This is a genomic window from Telluria sp. LT2P80, assembly GCF_059685955.1.
In genome coordinates, this window is the sequence record NZ_JCASIO010000007.1 from 1 (window position 1) to 16,177 (window position 16,177).

Consider the following 16,177-nt stretch of genomic DNA (forward strand, 5'->3'; position numbering starts at 1 on the left):
TCCTCCGACACCGTCACTACTTCGATGGTTTGGTTGTTCCTAGTCATATTCACAGTCGTATTCCTATCCGTAAGGATACCGCATCGACTGTGTCCGGTGGATCAGGGGGCTATCTCAGTCTGTTCTTTCTTGTAGATGATTGGGTTTTTATAAGAACTACTTAGGGGAGCTACCCGGACTACTCGGGCTTGTCACAACCTAGCTCCTACTCTGGTACTTGGTACTTGAATCTTCAAATCGCGGCTGCACAACCCGTAATTGACGGATTCCCCTATGGGAAGCTCATGGCCGGAGGTATATTTCGGCCTGATTTCGACCGATCTACTTTGGATGTGCTACCATAGGGGCCTCGGCCTATTTCTTGCATAAATGAAATTCCTGTATCTTGTCGCGTAGATGAGGTTGATACTGGACGTTCTATGACAGTCTTACTTAGCCTTGCCCGGTTTCCATGCCACGCCGAATCGTGCCAACAGGGCTGTGATCTTGGCATCACTGACACGCGGTTTCGCCAGCGTTCCTCGTGGGTTGGAGGCGACACGTGCAGAGCCGGATTCGTTCGCGGTAGTCGCACGTGGGCCGACGCGGCGATCTGGCACGACGGCGGTAGATACCATCAGCGGAGAGAAGATTACATCGCTCATATAGCGGCCTCGGCTGCTTTCGCTGCTGCTAGTGCTGCTTCGGCTGCTGCTACCTTCACCGCTGCTGCTGCTTTCACCGCTGCGCGTTCGTTGTCGGCAACCAGTTGGGCGGCGGCTTCCTGAATGTCCCTCTGGCGCTGGCGGTCTTGTGCTGCCATCGCTTCGGCGGATTCCTGTGCTGCTTCCTCGATGGCGTACTGCTCGGGCGATCCCAGCACAAGGGTTACACCGATCATCCCGGCTGCTCCGAACACTTCCGGGACCACATCAGGTGAAAAGATGTATCCATTGCGAATGTGAACAGCGGCCTTAGCCAGTGTCGGGACGGTTGCACCGATCAGCTTGAGCGTTTCCGGCTTCGGCTGGTGGATAGTACGGGTCGGGGTCGGCGCTGCCGGGGCTTCCGGTGCGACGATTGCTGTTGTAACTTTGGTCATTTCTTTCCTTATTTTAATGAAGTTCTGCGCAAAAAATTCGCGACAGTTTGGCGGCAAAACGGCTTGCCTGTCGGTGAGCGATACCCGGCTGTGTTCAGCATCAGAGCCATCGTTCGTAGGGTTGTGGTGCCGCGTAGCGACTCCAAATAGGCCCGGACTTGTACATAGTAGTCAGGGGTCTTGAGCGGCTTTCCGAAAGCCGGGATTGCATCTTGATTGCCCATAGGGGATTCTCCATGTCAAAGATGGATAACAGGTGTTATCGGGTCGTGCGTTGGTGGGATGTCGTAGCCGTCGGAAAGCGGATGTTGCATGTTTCCCAGCTGAAAATATAGTACCACAGCCGACCCACTTTGTCAAGTATCTACCACGCCCGTAAAGAAAGAGCAAGAAAAAATAATAAATTTCTGCACAAGCTAATCCCATAGCAAATAGGCATCATCTCACTCTGGCTGGATGTGCTGTAATGCATATTTCCTGCAGGAATTTTGTGATTGAAACGAGCCGGTTTGCTTAACTAACTGGCCCATTGTGTCGAGTATTGAAATCTGAAGTCACCTGCTGTTGCCTGTGCTTGACCCCAGCAATTCCGTAATCAAAGCATCATCGAAATCGTACTGCTGAAGAAACCGGGCGGCAAACTCCGTTCCGTGTAGCTTTTGAAGCAGCAGCGCCGCTGCAAGGATGGCAACGTTGTTGATCGGGCCGCGAGGGAACAGTTTAAGCATAGCAACAACATACCTTTGCCTCAGCTGATTGTACTGATGTAGAACAAGCAGACCTCATGATTCAAAAGGACGTTTTACAACACTACATGTACTTGTGCTGCAGGCCCTTGAGCGGCGCATCGTTCACGCGCGGCACGTTGTGCGTCATCTGGCCGGCCGGGTGCGGATTCATGCGCATGCGGATCGCGTGCACCAGGCGCGCGGTCGCGGCGTCGTCTTTTTTGACCAGCACCAGGTCGCGCAGCTGCTCGTATTCGGCCCGCGGGAGCATGTCGCGGTGCGGAAATGTCAGGCGATAGATCGGATCGTCCGGCACGCGCGACCAGTCGATCAGCGTCTCCATCACATACGCATTGGTGCGAAACGGCAGCACGTGCGAGACCACCTGCACGGCTTCCTGCAGGTCGGGCGTGAGCCACTCCCATTGGCGCGCGCTCATGATCGACTGGCGCGTGAAGGGCTTGAACTTGGTGGGCGTCGTTGCAGTCGTGTTCACGAAAATCTCCAGAAGAAGACGATGGAAGGCGGCGGATTGCCGGAAAGAACCCATCTTAGGGAGGCCGAATGGACAGCAATTGCCATCAATCAATGAGAAGGTGTCTGACCGCGTGAATCGGACAATCACGGGCTGCTGTAGGAAAAAGTGCGGCATCGGCGCAACGGCGGCAGGACGATTTCCACGGCCTTGTGCGCGCGCAATCCGGCAAGGGCACGCGCCGCTAGAGTAGTGAATGCACTTAAGCAATATTTCTGATGCATTCAACGCGAAAGGACCGCCATGAAACTGATCGCCACCGCCGCCGCCCTGTGCCTGGGGCTGGCATCGACCGCCGCCCTGGCCAATGAACCGACCGAGAAAGACGCCATCGCCATGGCCGAGCGCGGCGCCGCCCTGATCAAGGCCAAGGGTAAGGATGAAATGATGAAGCGCATCAATGCCAAGGACCCGGATTTTGTCCAGGGCCAGCTGTACATCGACCTGCGCGACGTCAAGACCGGCATCGTGCTGGCCCACCCCTATAACCCGTCGATCGTCGGCAAGGACCTGACCGACGTGCCCGATGCAAACGGCAAGAAGTACCGGCGCGAGATCATCGAGCTGGCCGCCGCCAAGGGCAAGGGCTGGGTCGACTACCAGTACAAGAATCCCACCACCGGCAAGATCGAACCCAAGACGACCTACATCCTGCTGGTCGACGGCGTGGTACTCGAAGCGGGCATCTACAAGAAATAAGCCTGCGCTGCCGTCGCGCATCCCCTGCTGTCGCTGCCGTCGCCTGCCCGCGATGGCAGCTTTTTTTGTGGAGTGACCCATGCTGAACAAACTGCGGATCGGCCAGAAACTGCTGCTGGCCCCGGGCCTCGTGCTCGTGCTGCTGACCATGCTGTCGGGCGCCGCCTACTACGGCATGGTGCGCCAGAACGCCTCGCTGGAACACATGGTGCAGGTGCGCGCCGCGCGCCTGCAGGCGGTGGCCGATGTCGCCGGCGAGGCGCGCTTTGCCCACGCCAACGCCTACCAGTTGCTGGCCTGGACCAACGGCAGCTTCGCCCAGAACCGCTTGAGCGCGCTGACGGCCGACATCGGCCGCCGGCACGCCGCCATCGGCGACAAACTGGGCAAGTTTGCGCATGCCGCCGAGCGCGAAGAACGCGCGCCGGTCGAGGCGTCGCAGGCGGCGCTGACGCGCTATCGCAAGGCGATCGGCGAGACGATCGAGATGGCAGCGGTGGACCAGTCAATCGCCACCAATGCGATGCAGAAGGCCGAGCAGCAGTTCGGCGCGCTCGACACCGCGCTGACGCAGCTTGCGCACATCGAAAAGACCATGAACCAGGAAGCCTATGCCGCCGCCCGGGCCGAGTTTCGCACGCTGGGCTGGACCATGGCCGGCCTGGTGCTGCTGTCGATCGCGCTGTCGCTGGCGGTGACGATGCTGGTGCGGCGCGCGATGCTGGCCGGGATCCATTCGATCGCGCACACGGTCGGCGAACTGGCCGAGGGCCGGCTCGACGCGCCGCCGGTGGACGCGCAGGGCCGCGACGAAATCGTCGACACGGGCCGCGCGCTGGATCACACGATCGCGCGCCTGAATGCCGCGCTGCGCAGCGTGATGACGGCGGTGCGCTCGATCGACACGGCGTCGCAGGAAATCGCCACCGGCAATATGGACCTGTCGAGCCGCACCGAGATGCAGGCCAGCTCGCTCGAGCAGACGGCCAGCACGATGGAGACCTTGACCACGGCGGTCAAGGACAACGCCACCAATGCGCGCCAGGCGTCCGAGCTCGCAGCCGAAGCGGCGCAACTGGCCGCGCGCGGCGGCCAGGCGGTGCAAGGGGCGGTGACGACGATGGAATCGATCCAGGCCAGCTCGCGCAAGATCGTCGAGATCATCGGCGTCATCGACGGCATCTCGTTCCAGACCAATATCCTGGCCCTGAATGCGGCGGTGGAAGCGGCGCGCGCCGGCGAACAGGGGCGCGGCTTTGCCGTGGTGGCATCCGAAGTGCGCACGCTGGCGCAGCGCTCGGCGGCAGCGGCCAAGGAAATCAAGGGCCTGATCGCGGATTCGGTCAGCATCATCGAACGGGGCAACGCGTCGGTCAGCGAAGCCGGCGCCAGCATGGGCGACATCGTCTCGTCGGTGCGCCAGGTGAACGACATCATCGGCCGTATCAGCATCGCCAGCACCGAGCAGGCCGACGGTATCGCCGACGTCAATCGCGCGGTCGGGCAGATGGACAGCATGACGCAGCAGAATGCGGCGCTGGTCGAACAGGCCGCAGCGGCGGCCGAAAGCCTGCACGAGCAGACCGTCAATCTGGCCAGGGCCGTGGCGATCTTCCGCATCGCGCCGGGCGACGGCGACGTCGAAGAAGCAGAGGAGATGGAAGACGCACACGACGACGCGCTGGCGGTGGGCTTCCAGGGCGTGGCCGACCGCCGCAGCCGCGCCAGCACGATGCGCGCAAAGCCCGTGCCGGCCCTGCCGCCGGCGACAGCGCGCCGGCGTGGATCGGCTTAGTTGCGCGCTTCGCCGCGGATTGGCCGGCTCAGGAAGCGCGAGCCGGCCAGCCCGAAGCGCCACGGCACGTCGACCGCCTTCGAGATGCCGATGCGGATGCCTTCCACGACGACCAGGCCCGGCTCTGCCGGCAGCAAGGCAAACGACGCCCCCGCCAGCGCCATCCCATCGTGCGCACGCGTGACGCCCAGCGCCTGGCACAACTTGCCCGGCCCCGAACACAGCGCGCGCTCATCGAGCGCATCGCGCCGGGCGCGCATGATGTCCAGCCCCGCCACCGGTTCGAGCGCGCGGATCAGGACCCCGGCGCCATGCCCCGCTTCGCGGCACACGAAGTTCAGGCACCAGTGGATGCCGTACGAGCGGTAGACGTAGGCATGCGCGGGCGGCCCGAACATCGAGGCATTGCGCTCGGTCTCGCCGGCAAACGCGTGCGAGGCCGCATCGTCGCGGTCATAGGCTTCGGTCTCGACGATACGCCCGCCCACGCCGTCGAGCAGCACCGTCACCCCGATCAGCTGGCGCGCCACGGTGGCGGCATCGGCTGAAAAATCAATCCCTGCAATTGTCGAAATAGCCATGCCGGGATTCTAGCGCGCACGCCCGTGCCCTGGCGCTATGGTGGAATTGCCACATTAACCAGTTGATTTACACATTGCCATGCTGCAATATTTTATCGGCTCGGGTATAGTGACACGTTCCCCCGCAACGTCCGAGATGCCCTCTCGCGCCCCGCCATTTCATGAATACCGTCGTCGAGTCCGCCCCCCAAACCGACCAGGTCGATGCCCTGATCAAGTCGATCCGCATTCCGCCGCGGCCGAGCCTGCTCGCCGATCTGCAGCGCGAACTGGGCGCCGACGATCCTTCGCCCGACGCCATCGGCAGGATCGTGGCGAGCGACGTCGGCATGTCCGGCGCCCTGCTCAAGCTGGCCAATTCGGCCGTCTACGGCGGCCGGCGCAAGGCCAAGTCGATCGAGCAGGCCATCCTGTTCCTGGGCATTAACCAGGTTGCCGCCCTGATGACCGGGCTGCTGGCGCGCCAGGCGATTCCTGTCAACAGCGCCGCGCTGGCCAACTTCTGGGACCTCTCGACCCGCCGTGCGCACGCGATGGTGTTCCTGACGCGCCGCCTGCGCATGGGCGAGCCCGACGTGGCGCACACGTTCGGCCTGTTCTGCGACACCGGCGTGCCGCTTCTGATGGACCGCTTCAAGGATTACGAAGCCACCTATGGCGCGGCGTCAATGGAAGCCCATCGGCCGTTCACCGACCTCGAGAATGAACGCCACTCCACCAGCCACGCCGCCATGGGCTGCCTGCTGGCCCGCAACTGGGGACTGTCCGACCACGTCGCCTGGGCCATCCTGCACCACCACGACTTTGCCGTGATCGACGATGCCGCCACCGCGGGGCCGGTGCGCTCGCTGATCGCCTTGTCGCTGCTGGCCGAGAACGCGATCTGCCGCTACCAGGGCCACGCCGAGTCGAACGAATGGAACAAGGGCGGCGTCGCGGCCTGCGCGTATCTGGGCCTGTCGGACGAAGAAACCGCCGAGATCATGGACGAACTGCTGGAAGCGTTTCACGAAGACTGAACTTTGACTTCGCCCGCAAGGGAGCGGATACTGCCTTGTCAGTACGCTCGTTTGCAGGAGGCGCCATGCGCGGGGTCTTGTTCAATTGGCTGTCGCTCGGTTGGCTGTTGTTGAGCATGCTGCTGGGCGGCTGCGCCAGTCTCGCTCCTCCCCCTGCCCCGCCAGCGGCCCTGTTTGCCGATGCGCGCTTTGCGCCACCCTCCGAGCCCATCGGCGCGCACGACCTGTTCGCGCTCAGCCCCGCGATGCGTACTTACCTGAACAGCAGCGCATTCACGTCGCGCCTGCGCACCAAGGGCATGCAGCACGGTCTGGTCGATGCGCTCTACAGCAAGTCCGACCTCAAGCTCGAGTACGAATCCACCATCACGCGCACCGCCAGCCAGACCTACGCCGCGCGCACGGGCAACTGCCTGTCGCTGGTCATCATGACGGCAGCCTTCGCGAAAGAGCTGGGCATGCCGGTCCGGTTCCAGAGCGTGGACGTCGACAATGCCTGGAGCCGCACTGCGGGCCTGTACCTGTCCAGTTCCCACATCAACGTCAGCCTGGGCGAACGCCCGGCCGACGCGCCGCGCGGCTACCACCCACAGCGCGTGCTGGTCGTCGATTTCATCCCGCGCGACGAGGCCGCGCGCCTGCGCACGCGCGAGCTCGAAGAAGACGACATCGTCGCCCTCTTCCTGAACAACCGCGCCGCCGAAGCTCTGGTGCAGGGCCGGCGCGACGACGCCTACTGGTGGGCGCGCGCGGCCGTACTGGCGCGGCCCGGCGTGGCGAGCACGCTCAACACGCTGGGCGTGATCTACCAGCGGCATGGCGAACCGGCACTGGCCGAGCGCGCGTTCCAGGCGGCGCTGGTGCGCGAGCCCGAGAACCTGGCGGTGCTGCACAACCTGCAACCGGTGCTGGCGGCGCTGGGCCGGCCGCTGGAAGCAGCGGCACTGGCCGCGCGCATCGCAGCGATCGATCCGACGCCGCCGTACCACTATTTTGATCTGGGCACCGCCGCACTCAAGGCCGGCCGGTATGACGATGCGGTGGCTCACTTTGCGCGCGAGGTGCGGCGTGCGCCGTACAACGACGAGTTCCGGTTCTGGCTGGGCGTCGCCCATCTGCAGCTTGGGCACGTGCGCGATGCGCGGGAACAGATTGCGCTGGCGGTGGATCACAGCACGCGGCAGGATATGCGCGAGGTGTACGTGGCGAAGCTGGCGTATCTGCGGAAGATGGCGGCGGGGACCGGGACGCATATTCGGTAAGACAGCGCGCACAAACGAGGCACAATCCCATGTCAACGATCTCACTGAAACTTACCGATGAACTCAAGCAGCGCGCAATCGGTGCTGCGCACGTGCTTGGCATCAGCCCGCATGCATTCATGGTCGAAGCGATCCGGCAAGCCGTCCATGCGGTTGAGAAGCGTGCAGCCTGCGTTGCGCAAGCTCGTGACGCCAGAGCAGAGATGTTGGCGCAGGGCCAAGGCTACGCGCCCGACGACGTGCGCGCATATCTGCATAGCCGCCTGACAGATCGGTCGGTGGTCAGACCTGCCAAGACACCCTGCCGCAAATAGGCTGCGCGAGTAGCATGCCCTGCGACTTGGAACGACTCAGCGCCGTCAGTCCGCCAGCAAGCGCTGCCAGGCCAGCAGCTTTTGCGCAAACGGCATCGCCGCATACGCCGGCGAGGTCGATGGCAGCAGCACCGTCCGATAGCCGGCGTCGGCAAATTGCGGTGCAAATTTGCCCGCCGTCTTGCCGTTGAAGCCGACGGTTTCAAGCAGCGGACAACGCTCACGCAGCCGCGCGAAGTCGTTCGCAGCCGGCGCACGGATGGCTGAATCGAGACTGCCTTCGCGCTCGCACGCACCCAGCACATCCCACAAACCGATGCCGTGCGCCAGCAGGCGCGGCAGGCGCTCGTCGTAGGGCAAGCCGGCCAGGTCTTCGCCCGTCAGTTGCGACAGGATCGGCCACAGCAGATTGCGCGGATGCGCATAATACTGCCCGGCCGCCAGCGACGCGGCGCCGGGAAAACTGCCCAGCACGAGAATGCAGGTAGTAGCGTCGATCACGGGCGCGAGGCCGGTGAGCGGTGGAACAGGAACACAAGCAGATGCGATGGACATGGCGCCATTGTAGCGGCGCGCAGCCGGCATCAGGCTGACGACCGGCCGCCGTGGCCGGCAGCCGGTACGTCACACACAGCGGATCCTTACTTCATCCACACCGCGTAATTGCTGCCCGACGTCTGCAGCACCCAGCCCGTGCCGGCCGGGCTCCAGGCGTTCGGCCCGATCTTCATCGCGAGCTGGCGCGTATTGCCCGTGACGACTGCCGCATACAGTCCCTGCGCCGCCTGCTGGATCGCGACCGGCGACGTCGACGTCACCCCGGCCGCCCGGCGCGCCGCCATCAGCGCGGCGATCGGGGTCTTCAGGCCCCAGTTGTAGATGTGCGGGTAGTAGACGGTCGGAATGCCCGGGTGGCTCAGCACATAGGCGTAACCCTGCATCACCGAGCCGCACGGCACCGCCCAGTGGTTCTGGCCGTTGCCGCAGCTTTCGGACGGACCGGTGTCGTGGTTGTCGACGAAGGTCACCGCCATCGCCGGCCACCAGCCAATAGCGCCCTGCGGCTTGCCGGCGGCATCTTTCAGACGCCAGTAGTTGCCGTTGGCCAGCGCGTCGTTGAGCAGGCCCTTGGTGGTGAAGTCGAACGCGCCGCAGCTGTTGCTGGTGCCGTTAATCCAGTTCATGATTTCCTGGCGGTGCGCATCGACGTTATTCAGGTTCAGGTCGTTCCACAGCTCGCCGACGCAGAACTCGGCGTTGAAGGCATTCGCATACTGCCCGACGTAGCTGGGGCTGAAGCCGCGCACATAGTCCACCCGCATGCCGGTGAAGCCCACGGGTTTGAGCGTGTAGTTCAGCCACGTGGTGATGCCGTTCTGGACTTCGCCGACGTTGCGGTGGTCCAGGTCGCGCCCACCGTTGAAGCCGAGCGCCGTATCGGCGCTACCCAGGCCGCAGTTGCACTCGTCGTTGTTGACGATCGAATACGTGGTCCAGTTGGGATTGGTGAAGTCCGACCAGCCGGTGGTGCCGACGCGGTGGTTGACGACGACGTCGGCCACCGCCTTGATGCCGCTGTTCGTGAACGCGCGCACGACGTTGGTGAGCTCGGCCGAGCTGCCGTAGGCGGAATTCAGGTTGTTCAGCTGGCGCGGCAGATAGCCCTGCGAGGCCGCCGAGTCGGATGGCGGCGGGAACCAGACATGGGAAAAGCCCATGGTCTTCAGCTCCCCCACATTGCCCTGCAGGGTGTTGTACCAGTTCGGGCTCCTGGCGCTCGACGAGTTCCAGTGGAAACCCTGCAGCAGCACCGCAGAACTGTTGCCCGACTGGGCAGGCGGGGTGGCGGCCAGGGCCGGGTTACTCAATGCCACAACGCTGGTGGCAAGCATGGCGATGATGCTTTTCTTCATTTTGTCTCCTCCGGTGTAATTGATGTGTTTCAGTCCTTCAGGACATCGACGGACGTACTGTTGGTCACGTAGATAAACTACGTAACTAGTTGCCGTGGTCTCTGAGCGGACACTTTCGGCCCACAGATTCTGTTCTTGTCGTCTAACCGAGTCAATTGAATCAGAATATTTTTGTAGTTTTGCTACACCGACGAAAAAAGCGGCGGTACGCTCACGCGCACCGCCGCAAAGGGCAAACAACTTTTATACGGGAATCAACGTTGCGCCACCGCCGCATTCACCGGCTGCGTCGCATCCCAACCGCCGCCCAGTGCGCGAATCAGCGCCACCGTCGTCAACGCGCGCTCACCGCGCAACTGCACCGCCGTGCGTTCCACCACGGCCAGGTTGCGCTGGGCGTCGAGCAGTTCCAGATAGCTCGAGCGGCCCGCGTCGTACAGCTTCTGCGCCAGGTCGGTCGAGCGGCGCGCCGACACCACGGCCGCGTCGATCTCACCGGCCTGCCCTGCCAGGATGCGCAGGCCAGCCAGGTTGTCCTCGACCTCGGCAAACGCCACCAGTACGCTCTGGCGATAGGTGCCCACCGATTCTTCGAGCACCGCTTCGCTGCGCACGATGTTGTTGCGATTGCGGCCACCGTCGATGATCGGCATCGAGGCAAGGGCCCCGAGCACCCACGAACGGCTGCTCCACTTGAACACTTCCGAGAACACGCCGCCCACGCCGCCGCCATCGGCATTGATGGTCAGGGCCGGGAACATCGCCGCGCGCGCCACGCCGATGCGGGCGTTCGACGCCTCCATCGCACGCTGGGCAGCGACGATGTCGGGCCGGCGCTCGAGCAGCGACGATGGCAGGCCGGCAGGAATTGCCGGCATCAGGCTCGCATCGAGCAACGGGCTCGGACCGGCCACATAGTTGGCTGCCGGCTTGCCCAGCAGGACCGCCAGTGCGTGCTCTGTCGTGGCGCGCTGGCGCTGCACGCCGATGGCTTCGGCGCGCGCCGTGGACAGCTCGGTGCGGGCGCGCGACAGGTCGAATTCGCCGATGTCGCCCAAGTCGAAACGGCGTTGCGTGACCTTGATGCTTTCTTCACGCAGGCGCACCGTGTCGGCCAGCGTCACCAGTTCGGCATCGAGTGCGCGCAGCCTGAAATAGGTCTGCGCGACGTCGGCCTGCAAGGCCAGCAGCACCGAGCGGAAGTTGGCTTCGGAGGTCGCCGCATCGCTTCGCGCTGCCGACACGCCGGCTGCCACGCGGCCGAACAGGTCGACCTCGTAGCTGGCCGACAGGCGCGCGCTGTAGCTGGTGTAAGCCTCAGTACCCACGCCTTGCGGCAGGTTCGATTCGCGTGGCGACAGGCGCGCACGCTGGGCGCCGATACCCACGCCGACCTGCGGGATGCGGTCCGCTTCGGCGATGCCGGCAATCGCGCGCGCCTGTTTGACGCGGCTGGCCGCGACCGACAGGTTGGCGTTGTTGGTAGCAGCTTCGTCGATCAGCGCGGTCAGCGCCGGGTCATTGAAGGCCAGCCACCACTGGCCGCGCGGCTGCTGCTCGGCCGGCTGCGCCGGCTTCCAGCGCGCGCCGTCAATCCCTGCCACTTCGGCCGCCGGCACTGGTGCCTGCGACTCGCGGAAGGCGTCCGGCGTGACCATGTGCGGCTGCACGAAGTCGGGCGTGGCGCAGGCCGTCAGCAGCAACGCCGCCAGCAGGGGCGCGACACCCTTTGCAATCATCGTATTCATCAGTGCACTCCTTCTGCGCTGTGCGCCACCGCAGGGGCGGTGTGCACGGGTTTTTCAAAACGCTTGGCCAGCGAGCGCAGCAACACATAGAACAGCGGCGTGAGGAACAGGCCGAAGAAGGTCACGCCCAGCATGCCCCAGAACACGGCGACACCGATGGCGTGGCGCATCTCGGAACCCGCGCCGCTCGAGAACACCAGCGGCACCACGCCGGCGATGAACGCGATCGACGTCATCAGGATCGGCCGCAGACGCAGGCGGCTCGCTTCCAGCGCTGCCTCGACGACGCTGCGACCGTGGTCTTCCAGCTCGCGGGCAAATTCGACGATCAGGATCGCGTTCTTCGACGCCAGCCCGACCAGCACGAACAGTGCGATCTGCGTGAACACATTGTTGTCGCCGCCGGTGAGCTTGACGCCGATGAGGGCGCACAGGATCGACATCGGCACGATCAGGATCACCGACAGCGGCAGCGTCCAGCTTTCGTACTGGGCCGCCAGCACCAGGAACACCAGCAGCACGCACAGCGGGAACACATAGATCATCGTGTTACCCGACAGGACGTCCTGGTAGGTCAGCTCGGTCCATTCGTACGACACGCCCTTCGGCAGCACTTCTTTCGCGATGCGTTCCATCGCCGCCTGCGCCTGGCCGGACGACACACCGGGCGCTGCGCCGCCATTCATCTCGGCCGAGACATAGCCGTTGTAGCGCGTGACGCGGTCCGGACCATACGTGTCCTTCACGCGCATCATCGACGACAGCGGAATCATTTCGCCCGTATTGCTGCGCACCTTGAACTGCTCGATCTGCTCGCGCTGCGAACGGAACGGCGCGTCGGCCTGCACCCGCACCTGGTAGGTACGGCCGAACTGGTTGAAGTCGTTCACGTACAGCGAGCCAAGGTTGACCTGCAAGGTCTGGTTGATGCTTGCCAGCGGCACGCCCAGCTGCTTGGCCTTCACCCGATCGATGTCGGCGTACAACTGCGGCACGTTGATCTGGAAGCCCGAGAACACGCCGGCCAGTTCCGGCGTCTGCGCGGCCTTGGCCGTCAGTGCCTGCACCGCCTTGTTCAGCTCTTCGTAGCCGACGTTGCCGCGGTCTTCGATCATCATCTTGAAGCCGCCCGTCGTACCGAGGCCATTGACCGGCGGCGGCGACAGCACCATCACGAATGCATCTTCGACCGCGCCCATGCGCTTGTTGATCTCGGCGGCGATGGCTTCGGCGCTTTTCGCCTTGTCCTTGCGCTGATCGAACGACTTCAGGCCGACGAACACGATGCCGGCGTTCGGCGCATTGGTAAAGCCGTTGATCGACAGGCCCGGGAAGGCGATCGACGATTCGACACCGGGAATCTCCTGGGCGATCTTCGACATCTGACGAATCACGGCGTCGGTGCGGTCGAGCGAAGCGGCATCCGGCAATTGCGCGAAGCCGATCAGGTAGGCCTTGTCCTGCGGTGGCACGAAGCCCGGTGGCACCGCCTTGAACATGAACACCGCAGCCACAGCCAGCGCAAGGTAAACAGCGACCGAAGCGCTCTTGCGACGCAGGACACCCTTCACGCCGTGTTCATAGCGCACCGACGAGCGGCCGAAGAAGCGGTTGAAGGCGCCGAAGAAGCGGCCCAGCACGGCGTCGATCATGCGCGTCAGGCGGTCTTTCGGTGCGTTGTGCGGCTTGAGCAGCGCGGCCGACAGGGCCGGCGCCAGCGTCAGCGAGGCGAAGGCCGAGATCACGGTCGAAATCGCGATCGTCAGTGCGAACTGGCGATAGAACTGGCCGGTCAGGCCTGACACGAAAGCAATCGGCACGAACACGGCGCACAGCACCAGCGCGATGGCGATGATCGGCCCGCTGACTTCCTTCATGGCCTGGATCGTTGCGTCGCGCGGATTCAGGCCATCGGCGATATTGCGCTCGACGTTTTCCACCACCACGATCGCATCGTCGACCACGATACCGATGGCCAGCACGAGGCCGAACAGCGACAGCGTGTTGATCGAAAAGCCGAAGGCCAGCATCACGGCAAAGGTACCGACCACCGACACTGGCACGGCCAGCAGCGGAATGATCGAAGCGCGCCAGGTCTGCAGGAAGATGATCACCACCAGCGCCACCAGCACGACCGCTTCGAACAGCGTCACGATGACCGAGTTGATCGACTCGCGCACGAACTGGGTCGGGTCATACACGATCGAGTACTTCACGCCTTCCGGGAACTCCTGCGACAGCGCTTCCATCGTGGTGCGCACATCGGCGGACAGCTGCAGGTCATTCGCGCCCGGGGCAGCGAAGATCGGGATCGCGACGGCCGATTTGTTGTTCAGCAGTGAGCGCAGTGCATACGAGCTCGAACCGAGTTCCATGCGCGCGACATCCTTGAGCAGCGTGGTGCCGCCTTGGGCATTGGTCTTCAGGACGATGTCACCGAATTCGTCGGTGCTTTGCAGGCGCCCTTGCGTATTCACGGTGAGCTGGAAGTCCGCGTCCTTGGCCGGACCCTGGCCGATCACGCCGGCTGCGACCTGCACGTTCTGTTCGCGGATCGCGTCGATGACGTCGCCCGCGGTCAGGCCGCGCGCGGCGACCTTCTGCGGATCGAGCCAGATACGCATCGCGTAGTCGCCCGAGCCGAACAGCTGGACTTCGCCCATTCCCTTGATCCGGGCCAGCTGATCCTTCACGTTCAGCACCGCGTAGTTGCGCAGATACAGATCGTCGTAGCGGCCGTCCGGGGAATTCAGGTGGACCACCATCGTCAGGTTCGGCGACGACTTCACGGTCGTCACGCCGATCTGGCGCACTTCTTCAGGCAGCCGTGGCAGCGCGCGCTGGACCCGGTTCTGCACCGCGGTCTCGGCCTGCTCGACATCGGTGCCGATTTTAAACGTGACGGTCAGCGCCAGCGCGCCGTCGGACGTGTTTTGCGACGACATGTACAGCATGTCTTCGACGCCGTTGATCTGCTCTTCCAGCGGCGTGGCCACCGTTTCGGCGATGACCTTCGGGTTCGCGCCCGGATACTGGGCGCGCACCACCACCGATGGCGGCGTGACTTCGGGGTACTCGGAAATCGGCAGCATGAAGATCGAGATCAGGCCGGCGACAAAGATGATCACCGACAGCACGACCGCGAAGATCGGTTTGTCGACAAAGAATTTAGGAAAGTTCATGGTGACTTATGCTCCCGTTGCAGCCGCTGGGGTGGCCGCTGCCGCTGCCGGTGCTGCGGTGGCCACCATCGGCACAACCTGCGCCGCGATCGGGGCGCCCGGGCGCACGCGCTGCAGACCGTTCACGACGATCTTTTCGCCTGGTTTCAGGCCTTCGCGCACGATGCGTAAACCGTCATCCAGCGGGCCCAGTTTGACGCTGCGGTATTCGGCCTTGCCGTCCTTGTCGACGACGTAGACGAACTTGCGGTCCTGGTCGGTGTTGATGGCGCGGTCGACGATCAGGATCTGCGGGGTCGGCGCACCGCCGGCGATCTGCACGCGGGCAAAGAGGCCCGGCGCCAGCGCGCGGTCGGTGTTGGCCAGCGTGGCGCGCATGCGCACGCTACCGCTGCGGCTGTCGAGCTGGTTGTCGACGAATTCGAGCTTGCCGCTGTGCGGGAAGCCTTCTTCGCCGGCCAGGCCCACCTTCACGTCCACCGGCTGGCCGGCGTTGGTGCGGCGCGACACGCGCAGGTAGGTGGATTCATCGCCATCGAAGCTGGCGTAGATGCGTTCGAGCGAGACGACCGAGGTCAGGACTGCGGTGGCGTCCACCAGGTTGCCCAGGGTGATCTCGGCCTTCGAGACGCGTCCATCGATCGGCGACGTGACGCGGGTGTAGGCCAGGTTCAGGCGCGCCGTTTCGTGCTCGGCCTGGGCGGCGCGCACGCTCGCATCCAGTTCTTTCTGGCCGGCCGAACGTTCGTCGAATTCGCGCTGAGCGATCGCCTTGTCGGCCAGCAGAAGCTCGGCGCGCTGCAGTTCAAGGCGGGCCAGGCCGGCGCGTGCCTGCGCGGCAGCGGCGACGGCCTTCGTGCGGTCCGCTTCGGCCTGGTAAGGCCGTGGGTCGATCACGAACAGGACCTCGCCCTTTTTGACTTCGGCGCCCGGCTTGAAGTTCACCGCAGTGATGTAGCCCGACACGCGGGGGCGGATTGCAACGACTTCGATCGCTTCCAGGCGACCGGAGAATTCCTGCGTTTCGGTCACGGCGCGCTGGATGACGACCGCGCTCGTGACTGGCGGCGCACTCGGTGCTGCCGCTGCCGGTGCGTCGTCGCTGGTGGCGTCCGCGCAGCCGGTGATACCGGCGCCCGCGAGACCTGCGATTGCCAGCGTGGCGATGATGACGCGCAGTTTGCCCATCCCTGATTGGTTATTCATGATTAACCCTTTTATTAAGAACGATGAAGTACGACGATGAAAAAAAAAGACAATAGAACCCCGTCCCGCGTCGCTGGCATGTCGGCCAGACGAAACGCAGGCAAAACGAATCCC

13 protein-coding genes and 1 pseudogene are annotated in these 16,177 nt (G+C 63.9%); 5 read left to right on the plus strand and 9 right to left on the minus strand.

Going from position 1 to position 16,177, the window contains the following annotated elements; all coding sequences use genetic code 11:
- Nucleotides 1-640: 640 nt before the first annotated feature.
- From AC56LW_RS17455 to AC56LW_RS17465, 3 genes and pseudogenes are all read right to left on the minus strand, one after another.
- Nucleotides 641-1,081, minus strand: coding sequence for a hypothetical protein (locus tag AC56LW_RS17455; protein ID WP_499636386.1), 441 nt, complete (start codon nucleotides 1,079-1,081; stop codon nucleotides 641-643).
- Nucleotides 1,082-1,635: 554 nt separating this feature from the next.
- Nucleotides 1,636-1,809 (minus strand): hypothetical protein, encoded by a 174-nt coding sequence (locus AC56LW_RS17460; protein WP_499636388.1) that lies wholly within the window; start codon nucleotides 1,807-1,809, stop codon nucleotides 1,636-1,638.
- Nucleotides 1,810-1,897: 88 nt separating this feature from the next.
- Nucleotides 1,898-2,248, minus strand: a pseudogene (locus tag AC56LW_RS17465) (lysine 2,3-aminomutase); the annotation flags it as partial.
- A gap of 339 nt (nucleotides 2,249-2,587) precedes the next feature.
- Here AC56LW_RS17465 and AC56LW_RS17470 point away from each other — a divergent pair.
- Nucleotides 2,588-3,043, plus strand: a complete 456-nt coding sequence (locus AC56LW_RS17470) for a cache domain-containing protein (RefSeq protein WP_332532196.1) — start codon at nucleotides 2,588-2,590, stop codon at nucleotides 3,041-3,043.
- A 79-nt stretch (nucleotides 3,044-3,122) separates the two neighbouring features.
- Nucleotides 3,123-4,838: a methyl-accepting chemotaxis protein gene (locus AC56LW_RS17475; protein WP_499636390.1), complete on the plus strand. Its 1,716-nt coding sequence runs from the start codon at nucleotides 3,123-3,125 to the stop codon at nucleotides 4,836-4,838.
- On the opposite strand, the gene AC56LW_RS17480 is transcribed toward AC56LW_RS17475, so the two are convergent.
- On the minus strand, nucleotides 4,835-5,419 hold the full coding sequence (locus tag AC56LW_RS17480; RefSeq protein WP_499636392.1) for a DNA-3-methyladenine glycosylase: 585 nt from the start codon (nucleotides 5,417-5,419) through the stop codon (nucleotides 4,835-4,837). The genes AC56LW_RS17475 and AC56LW_RS17480 overlap by 4 nt on opposite strands.
- 161 nt (nucleotides 5,420-5,580) lie before the next feature.
- On the opposite strand from AC56LW_RS17480, the gene AC56LW_RS17485 reads away from it, so the two are divergent.
- From AC56LW_RS17485 to AC56LW_RS17495, 3 genes are all read left to right on the plus strand, one after another.
- Nucleotides 5,581-6,438, plus strand: a complete 858-nt coding sequence (locus AC56LW_RS17485) for an HDOD domain-containing protein (RefSeq protein ID WP_332532193.1) — start codon at nucleotides 5,581-5,583, stop codon at nucleotides 6,436-6,438.
- A gap of 65 nt (nucleotides 6,439-6,503) precedes the next feature.
- Complete coding sequence (locus tag AC56LW_RS17490) at nucleotides 6,504-7,700, plus strand: tetratricopeptide repeat protein (RefSeq protein WP_499636394.1); 1,197 nt, start codon at nucleotides 6,504-6,506, stop codon at nucleotides 7,698-7,700.
- A 29-nt stretch (nucleotides 7,701-7,729) separates the two neighbouring features.
- Nucleotides 7,730-8,014, plus strand: coding sequence for a hypothetical protein (locus AC56LW_RS17495; RefSeq protein WP_499636396.1), 285 nt, complete (start codon nucleotides 7,730-7,732; stop codon nucleotides 8,012-8,014).
- A gap of 45 nt (nucleotides 8,015-8,059) precedes the next feature.
- Here AC56LW_RS17495 and AC56LW_RS17500 read toward each other — a convergent pair whose 3' ends face one another.
- The 5 genes from AC56LW_RS17500 to AC56LW_RS17520 all read right to left on the minus strand — a co-directional run bounded on the left by AC56LW_RS17500 (nucleotide 8,060) and on the right by AC56LW_RS17520 (nucleotide 16,063).
- The gene (locus AC56LW_RS17500; protein WP_499636398.1) at nucleotides 8,060-8,569 is read right to left on the minus strand and encodes a DNA-deoxyinosine glycosylase; all 510 of its coding nucleotides are present in this window, start codon (nucleotides 8,567-8,569) and stop codon (nucleotides 8,060-8,062) included.
- 86 nt (nucleotides 8,570-8,655) lie between these two features.
- The gene (locus AC56LW_RS17505; protein WP_499636400.1) at nucleotides 8,656-9,927 is read right to left on the minus strand and encodes a glucan 1,4-alpha-maltotetraohydrolase domain-containing protein; all 1,272 of its coding nucleotides are present in this window, start codon (nucleotides 9,925-9,927) and stop codon (nucleotides 8,656-8,658) included.
- Between the two features lie 254 nt (nucleotides 9,928-10,181).
- A complete protein-coding gene (locus tag AC56LW_RS17510; RefSeq protein ID WP_499636402.1) occupies nucleotides 10,182-11,675 on the minus strand; it encodes an efflux transporter outer membrane subunit in 1,494 nt (497 codons plus the stop codon).
- A complete protein-coding gene (locus tag AC56LW_RS17515) occupies nucleotides 11,675-14,857 on the minus strand; it encodes an efflux RND transporter permease subunit (RefSeq protein ID WP_499636403.1) in 3,183 nt (1,060 codons plus the stop codon). Before AC56LW_RS17515 ends, AC56LW_RS17510 begins: the two co-directional genes overlap by 1 nt.
- 6 nt (nucleotides 14,858-14,863) lie before the next feature.
- Nucleotides 14,864-16,063 carry an efflux RND transporter periplasmic adaptor subunit gene (locus tag AC56LW_RS17520; protein WP_499636405.1) on the minus strand — a complete coding sequence of 400 codons (1,200 nt, stop codon included), beginning with the start codon at nucleotides 16,061-16,063 and terminating at the stop codon, nucleotides 14,864-14,866.
- Nucleotides 16,064-16,177: the final 114 nt, after the last annotated feature.

Bases quoted from the DNA above. Each gene is read 5' to 3' on its own strand.
- AC56LW_RS17455 (WP_499636386.1), bottom strand. From the start codon at position 1,081: ATGACCAAAGTTACAACAGCAATCGTCGCACCGGAAGCCCCGGCAGCG.
- AC56LW_RS17460 (WP_499636388.1), bottom strand. From the start codon at position 1,809: ATGCTTAAACTGTTCCCTCGCGGCCCGATCAACAACGTTGCCATCCTT.
- AC56LW_RS17470 (WP_332532196.1), top strand. From the start codon at position 2,588: ATGAAACTGATCGCCACCGCCGCCGCCCTGTGCCTGGGGCTGGCATCG.
- AC56LW_RS17475 (WP_499636390.1), top strand. From the start codon at position 3,123: ATGCTGAACAAACTGCGGATCGGCCAGAAACTGCTGCTGGCCCCGGGC.
- AC56LW_RS17480 (WP_499636392.1), bottom strand. From the start codon at position 5,419: ATGGCTATTTCGACAATTGCAGGGATTGATTTTTCAGCCGATGCCGCC.
- AC56LW_RS17485 (WP_332532193.1), top strand. From the start codon at position 5,581: ATGAATACCGTCGTCGAGTCCGCCCCCCAAACCGACCAGGTCGATGCC.
- AC56LW_RS17490 (WP_499636394.1), top strand. From the start codon at position 6,504: ATGCGCGGGGTCTTGTTCAATTGGCTGTCGCTCGGTTGGCTGTTGTTG.
- AC56LW_RS17495 (WP_499636396.1), top strand. From the start codon at position 7,730: ATGTCAACGATCTCACTGAAACTTACCGATGAACTCAAGCAGCGCGCA.
- AC56LW_RS17500 (WP_499636398.1), bottom strand. From the start codon at position 8,569: ATGTCCATCGCATCTGCTTGTGTTCCTGTTCCACCGCTCACCGGCCTC.
- AC56LW_RS17505 (WP_499636400.1), bottom strand. From the start codon at position 9,927: ATGAAGAAAAGCATCATCGCCATGCTTGCCACCAGCGTTGTGGCATTG.
- AC56LW_RS17510 (WP_499636402.1), bottom strand. From the start codon at position 11,675: ATGAATACGATGATTGCAAAGGGTGTCGCGCCCCTGCTGGCGGCGTTG.
- AC56LW_RS17515 (WP_499636403.1), bottom strand. From the start codon at position 14,857: ATGAACTTTCCTAAATTCTTTGTCGACAAACCGATCTTCGCGGTCGTG.
- AC56LW_RS17520 (WP_499636405.1), bottom strand. From the start codon at position 16,063: ATGAATAACCAATCAGGGATGGGCAAACTGCGCGTCATCATCGCCACG.